The sequence below is a fragment of the bacterium genome, from assembly GCA_035307765.1.
Taxonomy (GTDB): Bacteria; Sysuimicrobiota; Sysuimicrobiia; order Sysuimicrobiales; family Segetimicrobiaceae; genus Segetimicrobium.
In genome coordinates, this window is sequence record DATGHU010000018.1 from 1 (window position 1) to 15,879 (window position 15,879).

The following is a 15,879-nucleotide window of genomic DNA, read 5'->3' on the forward strand; positions in this document are numbered from 1 at the left end:
CTCTACCAACCCTCCGTGAAGCTCCTCCGCAAGCAGCGCGTGGGCGCCCGGATCTGCCGCCAGTATGATCGCCCGCAAACGCCCTTCGATCGGCTCCTGGCCTCAGGGGTCGGCGACCCGGCCGCCCTCCGCGCCTTGCAGCATCTGCGCGCTCGCCTGGATCCCTTTGCCCTGGCGGCCGCCATCGACCGCAAACTCCAGCGGATCTATCGGCTCGCCAATCGTCGGCACAGCCCCCGCGCGACCCTGCCGCCCCCTGCCGTCAGCGCGCGCTTCACCCCACGCCCCCGTCACTGGAACAACGATTGGCTCTTCCCTGCCCGCCCGCACCGTCGCAGCCGCGCTGGGGCCCCGGTAAGAATTCAAATGACGCGACGATCCCCCTCCCGGTTAGATTCTTAAATGAGTTGACACGGCAAGTGTACTGGTCCAGTAGATCCGAAAGACTTGGCCTCCTCATGTGCGAGTCGGTTGCTGGCGCGCCTGCCAGCGGCGGAGGTACTCGTTCGGCGTGAGGTAGCCGAGCGCCTGGTGTGGGCGAAAGTTGTTATAGGTCTCTTCCCAGCGCCTGAGTAAGGCGTTGTGCTCCGCGAGGGACGCCGGGATCTCCGTGAGACCACAAAACTCTTCCTGGTGCGTCCGGTGCGCCCGCTCCACGTGGCCATTGAGTTGGGGCGAGCGGGGGGGCAGCACGAAGAGGGCGATCCCCCGCTCGGCGCAGGCCGCTTCAAACACCGCCTTAAACTCGGAGCCGCCATCGATCTGGAGGGCCCGGACGGGAAACCCAAAGCGGCCAAACTCGTCGCGGAGCACCCGTTCGGCCGCCCGACTCGTCAACCGCGTGGGGGCGGCCAGCACATCCTTGCGGCTCACGATATCCCGGGCGGTGAAATGGACGCGCCGGAGGCCGGGCAGCACTTCGATCGGGGTCGCGTCGATCTCGACCAGATCCCCCGGCTGCGCGGCGGTGTACCCCCACGGCAGCCGCTGCGCATAGGGCCGGGCGCGCCGGCGGCGCCAGCGGGCCTGTCCGGTCCGGACCACCGCCGGCTCCACGAGCTGGCCGTGAGCCCGCAGCCGCGTCAGCGTCCGGCCGACGGTCGACGCGGAGACCGTCCAGCCCTCGCGCCGCAGGATCACGCCCAATTTCTCCTTGCCCCACCGCGGATACCGTTCGCGCACCGCCCGAATCGCCGCCACAAGAGCCGGGGGCATCTGGGGCTGCCGGACGGCATGCGGCCGACGGGTCCCCCAATCGTCTTCCAGACGCTCCAGCCGACGGGGCGCATAGCGGTGCCACCAGCGGTAGAACGTCGCGGAACTGATCCCGAAGTGGCGGTAGGTCAACTAATTCCGGCCGTGGCTGAGATAGTACTCGATCCAGCGTAACCGCCGCGTGGCCGCACGGGAGACCGGAGGCGCCACCCGCATCCGCTGACCGCCTCGGAGCCGGCTCTGCACGATGTACATGGGGCCAGTATAGCCATGCCCCAGTGGCCGGTAGTGGCGTCCTCGCCGTCCCACCACTCATGTAAGGTCCTCCGGATCTATCTGAACCTGTACAGCAAGGCCGAGGGATAGGAGATAGACTAGCCCCAAACGCTCCCTACCTGTCTCGAGAAGATGGCTGGATATCAAAACATCCGCCTCGTGTTGTGGACAACGAGTGAAAGGGCCGTTGCTTGAACGGCACGAAAGGCTCTTTACAGGCGGGCATTCTACTTGACACTGGGAGATATTTGGATACCTATATCTCCGGAAGAATCTTAAAGTAGGAAACCCCCTCTTGCATCAAGCGACTCGGCCTTCGGCTACATCTCTCCAAGGAATCGCGCCTAAGGGCCAGCTCGCACGCGACTTTCATTAGCCGCAGACCTGATCGCGGGTTGCGATCATGCCCCCGCGTGCCAGCAGCATCGCTGTCGCTGACGACGTCCGCCCAGCGATTGACGTTCGCCTGCCAACGTTGCCCGATGACACTCGCCGGTCGGGGACGCTAGCATGGATCCCCGTCGCCCATCTGGCCAAGCGTTGTGAAGCAACATCAGGTGCTTTCTAGTTTGACTGTAGTTCCATCTTTGCACCAACCATCTTATTGGCTACGGACATCGTACGCGCAGGGCAACTATTTGACTTCGATGCTCGTCACGCCCGAGGCGTGATCTCAGTCACAGTGCTCACACGGTTTTGCCTCTGGTCAAGCACTCGCAAGCGGCGGGCTGACTGCCCGGTGGCACACCAGAGTCGCTCACTCGTAGGTGCCACAGCCGCCTCCGGGCGCCGCGGCCTGCGGGACCGTAAGGCCGCCAAAAACCGCATCTTTGATGAGCCACTTGTCATTGACCTGAGAGAGAGTGGCCGTGGTCGCCTCCTCTGCTTTTACTTCCATCGTCGTTAAGTCGACGTAGTAGGATTCGAAGTACAGATGGGCTTGCGTGCCTTGGACATTAACGCGGATCGTTGGTGAAAATGTCAGCGCTATCCAGTGATCTGTCGTGAAGGCTCCGTAACGCGTCGCAAACCAGCCTCGGATCTGACTCTTGCCCCTGTATCGATAGATATCGCCGACGGAGAGTGTTGCGCCGTCAGCCCAGATGGACATCATCAGATCCAGATTCTTGGTACTCGCAGCGCGATCGAAGGTGGCCTGCACGTCACAAATCTGCGCAACATGCCCAAGATCTGTCCGAGCAGCAGCAACCCCGAGGAGAGGTACGCTCACTACGGGATCACCACGCGCTACTACCGGGTCCATCAAGGTTGCTGACACGCTAATCGCCGCAACCGTCGCAAAGAACAATACCGTTACATACCGACTCATCTTTGTCCGCCTCCTCGCCCGTCACGAGCCGGGTATGAGTGTGTGATGAACGCCGGCTCGCGCCCTGACCGCGCCGCGCCAAACGGATTGAATACGGCGATAGTCTGAATAATGGCGTTTGGGAACCACCCTAAGATACGAAACGCGACGCCTCGGTCCTCATACACGAGCCAATAGGCGGTCACTTGAGGATACCGAGGATCCTCGTAGATCCGGGCCGGTCTGCCAAACGTTCGCAAAACCGGCCCAGCGAATAGACCAACCTGAATCTTGTCGGAAATGAGACAGCCGCCACCCCAGTTAGTCTGAAGCGACATCGCACGTCCGGACGGGTCGTAGGTGGCGCTGACCGGACATAGCGCTGTGCGGTTGACCGCATCAATCACAGGCCGACTCATCCCGACGAGTGCACGACCAATCCGTAGGCTTGGCACAATGAATTGCGGGTTTTGGCCCGGTGATAGTGTCGCGCCAGCGGGGGTTGATACTACAAGCGCAAGGATGAAGCTCACCAGAAGACGCATCTGCGCGCACCCCCCTTCCGTGCTCCCCTCTGAGACTAAGGGACGCCGGGAGGCGCGCCATCCTGGAGACCCTATATAGGATGTGGGTTCTTGCGAGAAGTACGAGAAGCTAACGATCGCTCGTTGAGGTATGAGGTGACGGCGAAGGAATGCGTAATCCGTGCTCGACCGCCCAGGCGGCGATCTGTGCCCGCGAGTTGAATCCCAGCTTGTTGAGAATATGCTGCACGTGAGCCTCCGCCGTACCCTCGGTGATCGAGAGATGAGCGGCGATCACTCGATTTGTCTTCCCTTCGGCGATGAGGGCCACCACCTCTCGCTCGCGGGGGGCAAGAACGCCGCGACGAGTTGATTCCATTTTCAGATGCCCTGGGGATCTTAGCGACTGTGTTTTCTCTGCCCCAACCGCGTATTCGATCGCGGCATCGAGGCCCATCCTTCGGCCCTCTGCCCAGTGACTCTCAAACAATTCCTCGCCTAGTGCCACTCGCGCGGCGGCCTTTTGCCGTTCGTCATCAGCTGGGTCGAGGCGCCAACGTATCAGGTGAGGCCCGAGTGATGCCTCCGCGGCACCGAACAACTTGGCCGCCCTTTGATAGTCTTTTTGGGAAGATGCCAGGCGGGCCAGGCCATATAAGGGAACCGCGAGACGTGGCTTATCTCCGACCTCCTGTCGTAGCGTGATGCATTCCCGGTACAATCTCATTGCGCGCCCTACGTGTCCCTTGGCCGACGCTACATCCGCTAATCCGCAGAGCAGAGTCGTTATATGGTATTTGTCGCCCACCTGCTGCGCCATTTCCAACGCCTCATCCAGAAGTGCTGTGGCTTTGTCGTAGTCACCTCGTCTTCGCGCAATGGTTCCGAGGCTGTCTAGCAGATAGGAAAGCGTGTGCGTACTGCCGGCTTCTCGGCAAAGGGACAGGCTTTCTTGGAGGAGTTTCATTGCACGGCCATCGTCGCCCTGAAGAAGCGCGCCGTCACCCGCGCACATGAGTGACCAGCCGATTCCCCAAGTATCGCGCGCCGCCCGGAAATGAGCCACACTTTCTTCGAACATTTCGGTCGCCCGAGCGAAATCGCCCTGCCCTTCCAGCACGTGCGCCAGATGATGGAGCGCGTAAGCAGTCCCTGGGGGATCTTGCAATTGTCGAAACAAGACAAGAGCGTCCTGAAGCAGCCCCTTCCCGGTAACGTCACCTAAACGCCACGCAAACATCCCGGCCCCGCAAAGCGCCCACGCACGTTCAGGCAGCAGCGGTGCGCGGGTGGCGGCGAGCGCTCCTTCCAGCCATTCGCGGCCCTCCGCAAAATAGCCGCGCATAAACCAAAACTGATGTAGGGTGACCGCCAACCGAAGCCGCACGTCAGGATCCGCGGCGTCAATTTTACCAAACCCCAACGCTACACGAAGGTTATCATGCTCTTTCTCTAGCCGCTCCAGCCATGTGATTTGTCCCGGACCGTGTAACTCGCTATTGGCCCGCTCCGCGAAACGGAGGTACCAGTCTCGATGCCGTCGCTGCACCTCGGTTTCTTCTCCCGATTCTGTGAGACGATCGTGGCTATATTGGCGAATAGTTTCCAGCAATCGATACCGTGCAATGCGACCACGCGTTTCCGCAGTCACAAGAGACTTATCCACCAATTGCGTCAGCAGGTCCAGGATGTTCGAGGCTTCGACGCCACCACCCGTGCAGATCGCTTCAGCCGCCTCCAACGCCCACCCGCCAGAAAACACGGAGAGGCGACAAAGAACCGCCCGCTCTGGTTCGGAGAGCAGATCGTAGCTCCAGTCCATGGTTGCGCGCAAGGTCTGCTGGCGGGGCAGGGTCTGTCTCGTCCCCGCCGTGAGCAGCCGGAAGCGATCGTGCAGCCGCGCCGCGATCTGCTCGACCGAGAGCATCCGTACTCGGGCCGCTGCAAACTCGATGGCGAGCGGCATGCCGTCCAGCCGCACGCAAATCTCAATGATGGCCGGAGCGCTGCGCTCTGTCACAGCAAACCTGGGTTGACTGAACGTCGCTCGCTCGGTGAAGAGCCGAATAGCATCGTACTCGGTGAGTTGCGCTGGAGATAGCGGGCGCTGAACATCGGGGTGGCGGAGCGGCGGGACGCGGTATGTCAACTCGCCCTCACCCCCCAATGCTTCCCGGCTTGTCGCCAATATTCGAGTAGTGGCGCACGCCCGCAACACAGTCTCAATCAGGCGTTGGCACGCTGCCCGGAGGTGTTCACAGTTATCCAGGAGCAGAAGTACAGTTTTGGTCCGCAGGAAGCTTGTCAGAGTTTCGATCAACGGGCGTTTGGGCTGCTCAGGAACGTCGAGCGCCGAAGCCACAGCCTTTGGAATGAACGCAGGGTCCGAAAGGGAAGCCAACTCGACGAACCACGCGCCATCAGGGTATTGCTCAACGAGATCGGCCGCGACCTGGAGAGCCAGTCGCGTCTTGCCGCACCCACCTGATCCTGTCAGCGTGAGCAGACGCGTCGTGCCGAGCAATCGTTTGATCTCCGCGGTTTCCTGCTCGCGGCCGATGAAGCTAGTGAGCTGGGTCGGGAGGTTGTGACCATGCTGGACAGGTGGCGGGGGCATAGACACATCACGCCGACTGGGCTTCGGCTGCTTCTCTGTCGACTTCTTCGCGACCCGCCTCTTGGGCCGACGAGCCATTCGTCAGCCTCCGTGAACCAAGAATCACCCTCAACGTTGGACTTTGCGCTTCGGCAGATAGGCAGCGCGGTCCTTGCAAGTCTACGCGACCACGATTAGAGCGTGCGACCTGGCGGGTCGTGTTGACCTGTTGACCTCAGAAGTAGTAATGTCTGACTATATTATCGAGACTTTTCGTCAGGGTTTTGTGTCCCCTTATCTCCTAATCCCCGGTCTTGGTGCCTGCAGGCTGTACTGCTGTACTACAGTACCTGGCTTGAGGGTGTGTGACAGCCTTCTGGCAAACCCGGCAGACATGGGTGCCCCTGCGCTTTCGCTCCTCCAGATAGAGGAAGCAGCCCCCGAGATCATCCTCGGGACATGCGATGTACCATTGTCGAAGTGATTCCGGGTCCGGGCTACCGCTAAAGCGGACAGCGCTGTTTTGTGACTGGGCCGTGGTGTGGCACGCCTCACGCGGATGCGCTCGACCGTCTTTAGATCGAGCCCAACCTTTCTAGCGATCTCTCTCGGTGAGAGGTCCCGCAGCGCGGGCAGAACCTGGGCTTCGAACGAATCGCGGCGAGGGTCACGGTACTCTGTGAGCACTTTGTCCGAATCATGGACAAGCCCAAAGTCACGCTCCTCCAAGTAATTGGATTAGGAGATGGGAGGTCTCGAAAACTCCTATCCGTCACGTGCGATTGAGAGCCGCACGGGAACATCCCCGAGCTGGACAACTGGCGAGTTGATCCCGGAAGGGAAACTCGCTCTCCTCGAAACGGAGCGCCGTTCATTCCAGCGCTTGAACTACGGCTCAAACAGATCCCCCGCTAAATACTTCAGCCCGGTGTCGACGGCAACGGTCGCAACGACGCGCCCCGGCCCGAGCTCCTGGGCCAATTGGAGTGCCCCCGCGACATTCATCCCCGTCGAGGTTCCGGCAAAAATGCCTTCGTCTCGTGCCAACCGTCGCGCTGTGCGTCGTGCCTCCGACTCGTCAATTCCTCGTGCTTCGTCATAGTAGTGGGCATCGAGGAGAGGCGGGAGAAACCCGGCCCCAGCGCCCTCGATCCTGTGCGACCCAGCGATCCCTGTCGAGATGACCGCGGAGGTGGCTGGCTCAAGAGCGACAATTCGCGTCGGGCTGCCCGACGTGCGCAGAGCTCTGGCGACCCCCATCAGCATTCCCGCCGTACCTACGCCACCGCAAAAGGCGTGAATCGGGCCTCCGACCTGCCTCAAGAGTTCCTGTCCTATCTTTTCATAGCCCTTGCGCGAATCGCCGTTGTGGAACTGGTCGGTCCAATAGACGTTATCCGAGGCCCCGAGGTCCTTAGCCCTACTGATCATGCTCTGGATCAAGTCCTTGGTAATTTTCCCCCCCTCACTCCGGACGATTTCCAGGTCTGCGCCGAACGCTCGCATTGTCTGGAGTTTCTCTCGGGCAAAGGCGTCGGAGGAAACCGCCTTGAATGGGTATCCCTTCACCGCGCAAACCAAGGCCAACGAGGAACCAGTACTCCCGCCCGTGGCTTCCACGACCGTCATCCCCTGGTGGAGATCGCCTCTCGCCTCGGCCTCCTCAATCATCGCCAACGCCAAGCGGTCCTTGTAGGACCCCGTCGGGCTAAAGAATTCAAGTTTCACCAGGACTTGGGCACTATTTGGCGGCACGATCTTATTCAGGGGGACGACCGGTGTATTGCCAATCGCGTCGAGAACCGATGGGCGCGCGTTTGGGTGTCGATCCGTCATCAGAGATGGCCTCCTTGAGATTCTGCAGGCAAGCTTCTTCTCCAAATGGCAACAGTGCCCTTTCAACTCCTCCCATGCGTCGTGATTGCAGCCGGCAAATCACGCCACTGAATCCAAACAAGCCGGAAAGGATTTGAGCCGTGGCCGGAACTCTTCTGGGAGCGTTGCGTTTCCCATGACGATGGGGGGGTGTGCCGATCTATCTCAAGCAAGATTGGGGATCAGTGACTCGGAACTCTCCGAAGCATGCCGATCCGACTAAGTCCCGATCGCGCGACCTCTACGGTCCGCCGCCAGCATCATCCTTGGTCATATGCCCGACGCAAGCCCTCGATGTCAATCTTGTTCATTTGAAGCATAGCCTTCATGACGTTCTTTGACTTCTCAGCATTCTTGTCCCGCATCATCGCGCCCAACACAGAAGGGATGATTTGCCACGACAGCCCATATTTGTCTCTCAACCAGCCGCATCGTTGCTTTTCACCGCCCTCAGAAAGCTTCTCCCAGAGCCCGTCGACTTCTGCTTGCGTCTCACAGTTCACGAAAAATGATATGGCCGGCGAGAAGGTAAACTGCGGTCCACCGTTCAGTGCGGAAAATTCCTGCCCATCGAGCTGGAATGTCGCGGCCATGACCGTGCCCTTCGGCCCCGGTCCTGCCTCACCATATCGAGTCAGGCTCGTGATCTTTGAGTTTTTGAAAATAGAAACATAGAAGTTCACCGCCTCTTCGGCGTTGCCGTCAAACCAGAGGAACGGGGTAATTTTTTGCATGCGGCTCTCCCCCTTTACCGTTCGGACTGACAGCTGTATTTGACCAGGGCGGGCAGAGCGCCCACGAACACGGATTAAGGCTGGTTGGGGAATTCACACCTCAGAAGAACTTCCATAGTCCGTACACGAAATAGTCAGCCATCACCCGCGTCAGGTAGAGAATGATCTTCATGAGAATGTAGCTGAGTATCAACAGCCCCAAGAAGAACTTGACCCTGAACCGCAATTCGGAAGCAAGACCCTTCATTTGACTCATGAAGCGGGGCCGCTAAACTCCCGCTTCGTGCCCCGCGCTTCGTCGCGGCCGGGCCATTGAGAGAGGCATGGGAGGACCACCCCGACCGCCGTTACGCATGAAGGTCCCGCGGTTGGTGCTCCGCCGGACGCAAGCGTGGCCCGTCATGCCTATTTGTGCAGTTCCGAGATCTTTGACCCCACGAGGGTCAGATTGTACATGAGACCCTTCTGCCCCACCACAAACCCGACGATAGGCTCATTGAACTTCGTGGTATCGATGGACGCTTGCGCCCCCAGATTGACCGGGCACGTCACAGCCTGATGAAGCCATGCTGCCTCTTCGCGCCGTCTTGATAGCCACCGGCGATCTGACCGCTGCTGTTGATCCCCGCCGCCTCCACTCCGGCGGCGTTAGAGATGTCAATCGGCGTTAACGCTCCTCCGTCAAACTCAAACGCATGCTCCTTTCCAGATGGATCGACACTGTACCCCACAATCTGTACGGTGTTGTTGATCCCGAGGAGCTCGGTTCCGGCGGCGCCGGCGATGTCGATCGTTCTGAACGTGCCGGCGGAGAGTAGGAACCCGTGCTCCCTGCGCGATGGGTCCGTGAAATACCCGACGATGTCGCCTTTGGCATTGATCCCCATGGCTTCCGTTCCTGTGGCGCTGGGGACGTTGATGGGGCTAAAAGTTCCCCCGACCAACACAAAGCCGTGCCGCCTACCGTCATCATACCATCCTACGACATCGCCGTGATCGTTGATCCCGTGGGCGAGGGTCTGAACGGCCCCGGGGAAGTCGATCGTGCTGAAGGCACCGCCGCTCTGAGCGAACCCGTGTGCTCCCTTCGCGTCCGAATAGGCCCCCACGACGCGGCCGCCGTTGTTGATCCCGAAAGCCGCCTCTCTCAAGGTGGGGCCGGGAACCGGAACGGTGCTGAAGACTCCCTGGGTGAGCACAAACCCCCGCCACTTCCCCGAGTTGTCGATAGTGAATCCGACCACCTGGTTCGCGTCGTTGAGCCCGGTCACGATCGTATCCCTGGCATTGGGAACGTCGATTTGAATAACGGGACGGGACACGGCCGATGAAGCCGTCCGCATACCGGATCCGGTCAGGCACAGCGCCAGGAGCAACGATCCTAGCGCCAGACCGCCGCGTCCACCCAGAATCCTGATGCCGTTCGTGGTCATTGACGGCGCCTCCCGCGCCTCGTCGTCGAGGCGTCGGATGTACAAGCTGCTCTCTCTTGGGATGCCCGCAGGGGCAAATTTTCCGAACTTGGGCGGCGGACTCCTGCATCCGGACGGCGATCCGGCCGGCGGGGGTCCGCGCACCCCCGCCGGCCAGAGGAACGCTGGCCCTCCAACGGATGGACGGCACCCACCAACGTTGCGGCGACGGGAATGGACCACGCCGGCGCGCGTGGTGATGTCCTCACCACTCCCCGACTTGGGTATATTTCTACTGGCGGCTTGGGAACCGGTTGGCCTTCACCGATTCCTACTTTGTGCATCCTGCTCAGCGACACTTTGGGTGCCAGGATAGGATCAACGGGGGCGAATTAATTCGCCCGGGGCCACCTCAGTGGGTTCTAAACCCACCCCCGGCCGCCTAGCCCTCACCGCTCGCCTGTTCCTGCCGACACCTCCACTTCCCGCTCTCGGCCCGCTGTCCCGCCTCTGTGGCAGCGGAGACGCTGCGCCGGCGAGCACTGCGCAACTCGAGATCTTTCCCCGTTCCGTCCGAGGCAGGACTCTTCGAGCCGGCGGTCCAACCCCTCGACCATGATCGTCGGCGCCGCGGAGCCCCGCGGGAGGCCCGCGGGGCGGGTGCAGCTGGAACCCCTGGTTGCGGTCGTTCTCTGGGGCGGGATCTACGCGGGGGCTAAGCTTGGGTTGGCGGAAATCCCGACCCTGACCTTCACCTACCTCCGGGTCCTGCTGGCTACGTTGGTTTTCGCCGCAACCGTCCGTGGGTGGACCGCCCTCATCCGGCCGACTGTATGGAAACCCCTCCTCGGGGCCGGTCTGGCGCAAACGGCATTCCAACTCATGCTGATCGCCGGCCTGCGGCGGACGACCGCCGGGACCAGCGCGATCCTGCTTGCCGCGGCCCCGCTCCTGACCGTGGGATGGCTCGGGATCACCGGTCGGGAGGGGATCGCGGGGCGCCAGTGGGCCAGCCTGCTCGTCGGGTTCGTCGGCGTGGCACTCGTCGTCCGGGGAGGAATGAGCGGGCTGGACCGAGTGCACGTGGCCGGAGATGTGCTCGCGCTCGGCGCGGCCGGCGCGTGGGTGTGGTACAGCCTCGCGATCGGTCCCGTGGTCGGTGAGCTCGGCGCGATGCGCGCGACCGGGGGTGCGATGGCGGTCGCGGCGGTATTCCTCACCCCGGTCGCGCTCGCGGGAACCGGCCACCTTCGATGGCAGGCGGTCACGTGGCCGGCGTGGGCGGGCCTCGTGTACAGCGCGACCGCGGGGATGGTCGTCGCGATGGCGTTATGGAGCAGATCGGTCCGGCGGTTGGGACCGCGCCAGACCATGGTGTACGTCTATCTTGAGCCGGTCTCCGCCGTCGCGATCGCCGCCGTGCTGCTCGGCGAAACCCTGACCCCGATCCAGATCCCGGGGACGCTCCTGACGTTTGCCGGCGTATGGCTGGCGTCGAGCTAGCCGCGCCGCCCGCAGCCCGATCGGAGGACTCCTGACACGGCCGCATCGAAGGATGCGCTGCGCGGTCGCACGGGATCTGAGCCAGAGCGGAGGAAGCCGATCATGCCGCACGTTGCCCCCGGAGTCTACAACATCACGGCCACGCCGCTCGATCCGTCCGGCGAACTGGACCTTGCCGGACTGCGCAGGCTGGTGGACTTCCAGGTGGCGCTCGGGGTCACCGGCCTGAGCATCCTCGGGAACCTGGGTGAGGTCCGCTACCTGACCGACGCGGAGCGGGACGCGGTGGTCGACACGACGATCGCGCAGGTCGCCGGGCGGGCACCGGTGATCGTCGGGATGGGGTTCAGCGGGCCGCAGCCACGCTGCGGCGATGGTGGCGCTGCCGGCTGGCGTCCGGGGGCAAGAGGCGATCGTGGACCACTATCGCCGCGTCGGCGAAGGCATGCCGCTCCCCATCGTCGTCTACGATGAGCCGGTGTCAAGCGGGGTGGCGATGCCCCCGGCCCTGCTCGCCCGCATCGTCGAGACCGTCCCGACGGCAGCGGTGATCAAGTTGGAGGACCCTCCGACGCCGGCGAAGCTCACGCAGATCCGTCGGCTCCTCGGGGACAGGGCCCAGATCTTCGGCGGACTTGGGGGGACGTTCTTCCTCGAGGAACTGGGGCGCGGGGCGGTCGGGACGATGACCGGGTTTGCCTACGCCGAGATTTTGGTAACGATCTACGCTCGGTTTACGAGCGGAGATACACCCGGCGCCCGGTCGGTGTTCGAACGCTACCTTCCCCCTCATCCGCTACGAGGCTCAGCCCGGGATCGGGCTCGCCCTACGGAAGGAGATCCTCCGCCGCCGTGGGGCGCTGCGGACGGCTGTGGTGCGGCCCCCGGCCCAGCCGCTGGACCCGGAGACGCTGACCGAGCTCGACGCCACCCTGGCCTCGGTGGGACTCGCCGGCAAAGACCCGGTGCTCAACGTCCGCTGAGCCGCGTTTGCCCCGACGTCGATAGAGGCCCCGGCCCCCCTTACCTCGCCCCACGAATCTTCCAGACGAAGACCGAGCCGAGGGTGACGTAGACGATCGCCAGGGCGAACGCGACAGAGTAGCCGAGATTTGACCCACCGCGGTTGAAGGCGTCGATCACCGGCCCGGCCAGGATCGGCGCCACCACCTGCGGCAGCGTGTTGGCGATCGCCCAAATCCCGAGATCCTTTGCCGCGGACCGGGTCGGCGGCAGCACGTCGATCGCCAGCGCCCAGTCCACGCTCGTATACGCGCCGTAGCCAACCCCAAACAGAACGGCGATCACCTTGAGGGCGGAAAGCGGCGGCTGCATCAGGAGCCCGAGGCTGGTCAGGGCAAGGAAGAAGCCGGCCGTCGAGACGATCCCCTTCCGCCCAATCCGATCCGAGAGCACCCCGGCGGCAAGGGCCACGAGCGTTGCGGCCGCGATGGTGATCGCGCTGAGGACGCTCGTGGTGCGCGCGGCCTCCCGCACCGACAGATGTAGCGTGTCCTTCACAAAGAACTGAAGGAAGCTGATCAACGTGTAAAACCCGAGCATCACGAGCCCCCGTGTCAGGAACAGCCACCCGAAGTCCGGATAGCGCCGCGGGTCGATCCAGAAGGAGCGGAGGAAATCGGGCAGCCGTATCGGCGGGGCGGCGGGCAGCCGTTCTTCTCGGATCTGCGAGGCCATCATCGCCGTGCACACCAACAACACACCGATGTCGATGCCGTACACCAGGGGAGTCTGTCCACGCCCGACGAGATCCCCGGCGACCAATACCGCCGAGATGGTGCCGATCATCATCATGAACCCCATCACCCCGGACGTCATCCCCCGCTGCGAGGGAGGGATCTTGTCCGGGATGAGCCCGTTGAACGCCCCTCCCGCGAAGTTCGTCGCGGTCTGGACGATTACCACGGCGCCGACGTACCAGGCGTAGCCGGTCGCGTAGCGCATCGCCAAAAGGCCCAGACAGCTGACGAGCGTACCGGCGATGACGAACGGCCGCCGCCGCCCCATCGACAGCGTGGAGCGGTCGCTCAGCGCCCCGGAGATCGGCGAGATCACCATCGCCATCACCGCGCCGGCGGCGAACAACGCCCCTAGGTAAGCGCCCTTCTGCGCCTCGGGGACGAAGCGGAGGACCTCCGCCGGGATGACCACGGTGAGCAGCGCCCCCCAGTGGAAGCTGATCGCGAACCAGTACAGGCCCAGCCAGCCGACCTCCACGGGGCGGACGAGGCGGGTGGGGGGTCCGGCGCCTGCCACGGGGATCATCTAGACGTCTTCGTCGGCCTTCTCCGCCACGGTCTCGCGAATCTCTCGCCGGAGGACCTTCCCGATGGCGCTCTTCGGAAGCTCGGTGACGATCTCGATCCGGCGCGGCACCTTGAACGACGCGAGGCGGCTCCGGCAAAACTCGACCAACTCGCGCCGTACCTGCTTGGGATCGTCGGTGACGCCGTCCTTCAGCACGACCTGCGCCACGAGGAGCTCACCCCGCACCTTGTGCGTGACGCCGGTGACCGCCGCTTCCTTGACTTTGGGGTGTTCGTGGAGCAGTTCTTCAATCTCCCGCGGATATACCTTGAGTCCGCCGACGTTGACGAGATCCTTCTTGCGGTCGATGATGAAGAAGTACCCCTCCTCGTCCATGCGGGCGATGTCGCCCGTATGCAGCCAGCCGCCCCGCAGCGTTTCGGCGGTCTCCTGCGGAGCGTTCCAGTACCCCCGCATCACCTGAGGGCCGCGGATGACCAGCTCCCCGCTCTCGCCCAGCGGGAGCTCGCGCTCCCCGGTATCGAGGTCGACGATCCGCGCCTCGGTGTCCGGCAGCGGCAGACCGATGCTGCCCACCTTGTGCTGTCCGTACACCGGGTTGACGTGGGTCCCGGGCGAGGCCTCACTCAGCCCGTACCCTTCCAGCACCGTGGCTCCGGTCAGCCGTTCGAACTCGGCCTGCACCTCGCCCGACAGCGGTGCCGACCCACTGACGCAGACCTTGATCGAATGGAGGTTGTACCGCTGGACGTCCTTCAGGTGATTGATCGCCAGGTACATCGCCGGCACACCGGGGAAGATCGTCGGTCGGTGGCGTGCGATCATCGCGGCGACCACCCGAGTGTCGAACAAACCCATGACGACACAAATCACGGTCGAAGCCACACTGATCGCGGTGTTGAGCGCGACCGTCAGCCCGTAAACGTGAAAGAACGGCGCGACCCCGAGGAACCGCTCTTTGCCCTCCTCAAGCGTCGTCAGCCAATGCCGCATCTGGGTGCAGTTCGTCACAAGGTTGCGGTGGGTGAGCATCGCCCCCTTGGGCGTCCCGGTCGTGCCGCCGGTGTACTGGAGGACCGCCAGATCGTCCGGGGCCACTCGGACCCCGGGCGCGCGGGGGGATGCGCTCCGAAGAAGCGACACGAGCCGAAGTCCCTCCCCCGGGTTGGCGGTACCGCGCAGTTTGTACCAGGCCAACTGCTTCCACGGAAATGGGAAGAAGTCATAGGGCTCAGTCACAATCAGGGACTCGATTCGAGTTTCGGCCATCACCTCGGTCAACCCGGGGACGAACCGCGAGAGCGTGAGGATGATCTTCGCCCCGGAGTTCCCGAGCACCGTGGCGAGGTCGCGGGACTTGTAGAGCGGGTTGATGGGGACGACGACGGCGCCCGCCTTGAGTGCCCCGTAGAAACCGACGACAAACTGGGGGAAATTGGGGAGCTGGATGGCCACACGGTCGCCGGGCTTGACTCCGAGCCAGAGCAGCGCGTTCGCGAACCGGTTGGCAAGCTGGTCGACCCGACGGTAGGTGAACACCGAGGAAAAGGTCGGCGCCGCGAGGAGGATTGCGGCGTGGCGCGGGGACCGCCGGGCGTGCTCCTCGAGAAAATGGTGCACCGGCACCTTCGGATACGATAGGGTCGCCGGCACCCCCGCCTCATAGCTCCGCAGCCAGATGCGGTCCATCGCCCTCCTCCTGTTCGCCTTGCTCACCCAGCCCCGCCATTCCACCCACGGGCGCCGCGGCGGCGCCCCGTTCGCGCCGAGGAAACGAAGAGAACGGGCCCTCTCGGGAAACACAGGTGCCGCGATGAGCACCGGTACCGAAGAGTCCGGGCGGGGAAGAGCGGACCGCCCTATGCTCCCCTCCACTCTGCCGGGAGCTCAGTGAGGACCACCCGAATGCCGGATTCGTCCGCCGGCTCGGCCCCCGGCGGGGCGTTGGCTCAGCCATTCGGTGGATGCCCCCGCCCCCCTGCTGTCGGGTTTCTCGCCTGCCCGGTTGCCGGGTGGCGGCATGGGCGGCGCTCAGGTCCGCCGACCCGGGACCGGAGGAAGGGCGTGCTTAGTCCGGGGATCGATGCCGTCACCCCGGGAAACTGTTCTCGATTCTCATTTTCCCAGGATGCCGCGGGCTCCGTGG

General features: G+C 63.2%; 12 protein-coding genes. 3 read left to right on the forward strand and 9 right to left on the reverse strand.

Annotation, left to right across the window (positions count from 1 at the left end):
- Positions 1 to 402, forward strand: a 402-nt coding sequence (locus tag VKV57_06105) for a hypothetical protein (protein ID HLW59486.1), incomplete at its 5' end; no start/stop codon positions are given.
- Between the two features lie 54 nt (positions 403 to 456).
- Here VKV57_06105 and VKV57_06110 read toward each other — a convergent pair.
- The 7 genes from VKV57_06110 to VKV57_06140 form a co-directional block, all read right to left on the reverse strand.
- The gene (locus tag VKV57_06110) at positions 457 to 1,347 is read right to left on the reverse strand and encodes an integrase core domain-containing protein (GenBank protein ID HLW59487.1); all 891 of its coding nucleotides are present in this window, start codon (positions 1,345 to 1,347) and stop codon (positions 457 to 459) included.
- 901 nt (positions 1,348 to 2,248) lie between these two features.
- Positions 2,249 to 2,821, reverse strand: coding sequence for a nuclear transport factor 2 family protein (locus VKV57_06115; GenBank protein HLW59488.1), 573 nt, complete (start codon positions 2,819 to 2,821; stop codon positions 2,249 to 2,251).
- 633 nt (positions 2,822 to 3,454) lie between these two features.
- Complete coding sequence (locus tag VKV57_06120) at positions 3,455 to 6,019, reverse strand: tetratricopeptide repeat protein (GenBank protein ID HLW59489.1); 2,565 nt, start codon at positions 6,017 to 6,019, stop codon at positions 3,455 to 3,457.
- Between the two features lie 789 nt (positions 6,020 to 6,808).
- Positions 6,809 to 7,756 carry a cysteine synthase family protein gene (locus VKV57_06125; GenBank protein HLW59490.1) on the reverse strand — a complete coding sequence of 316 codons (948 nt, stop codon included), beginning with the start codon at positions 7,754 to 7,756 and terminating at the stop codon, positions 6,809 to 6,811.
- Between the two features lie 299 nt (positions 7,757 to 8,055).
- Positions 8,056 to 8,529: a VOC family protein gene (locus VKV57_06130; GenBank protein ID HLW59491.1), complete on the reverse strand. Its 474-nt coding sequence runs from the start codon at positions 8,527 to 8,529 to the stop codon at positions 8,056 to 8,058.
- Between the two features lie 100 nt (positions 8,530 to 8,629).
- Positions 8,630 to 8,776, reverse strand: a complete 147-nt coding sequence (locus VKV57_06135; GenBank protein HLW59492.1) for a hypothetical protein — start codon at positions 8,774 to 8,776, stop codon at positions 8,630 to 8,632.
- A gap of 301 nt (positions 8,777 to 9,077) precedes the next feature.
- Entirely contained in the window at positions 9,078 to 10,007 is a 930-nt protein-coding gene (locus VKV57_06140; GenBank protein ID HLW59493.1) for a hypothetical protein, read from the reverse strand.
- A gap of 594 nt (positions 10,008 to 10,601) precedes the next feature.
- Here VKV57_06140 and VKV57_06145 point away from each other — a divergent pair.
- Both VKV57_06145 and VKV57_06150 read left to right on the forward strand, forming a co-directional pair.
- Positions 10,602 to 11,444, forward strand: a complete 843-nt coding sequence (locus VKV57_06145) for a DMT family transporter (GenBank protein ID HLW59494.1) — start codon at positions 10,602 to 10,604, stop codon at positions 11,442 to 11,444.
- A gap of 102 nt (positions 11,445 to 11,546) precedes the next feature.
- Positions 11,547 to 11,918 carry a dihydrodipicolinate synthase family protein gene (locus VKV57_06150; GenBank protein HLW59495.1) on the forward strand — a complete coding sequence of 124 codons (372 nt, stop codon included), beginning with the start codon at positions 11,547 to 11,549 and terminating at the stop codon, positions 11,916 to 11,918.
- Positions 11,919 to 12,467: 549 nt separating this feature from the next.
- On the opposite strand, the gene VKV57_06155 is transcribed toward VKV57_06150, so the two are convergent.
- Complete coding sequence (locus VKV57_06155) at positions 12,468 to 13,730, reverse strand: MFS transporter (GenBank protein HLW59496.1); 1,263 nt, start codon at positions 13,728 to 13,730, stop codon at positions 12,468 to 12,470.
- A complete protein-coding gene (locus VKV57_06160; protein HLW59497.1) occupies positions 13,731 to 15,422 on the reverse strand; it encodes a long-chain fatty acid--CoA ligase in 1,692 nt (563 codons plus the stop codon).
- Positions 15,423 to 15,879: the final 457 nt, after the last annotated feature.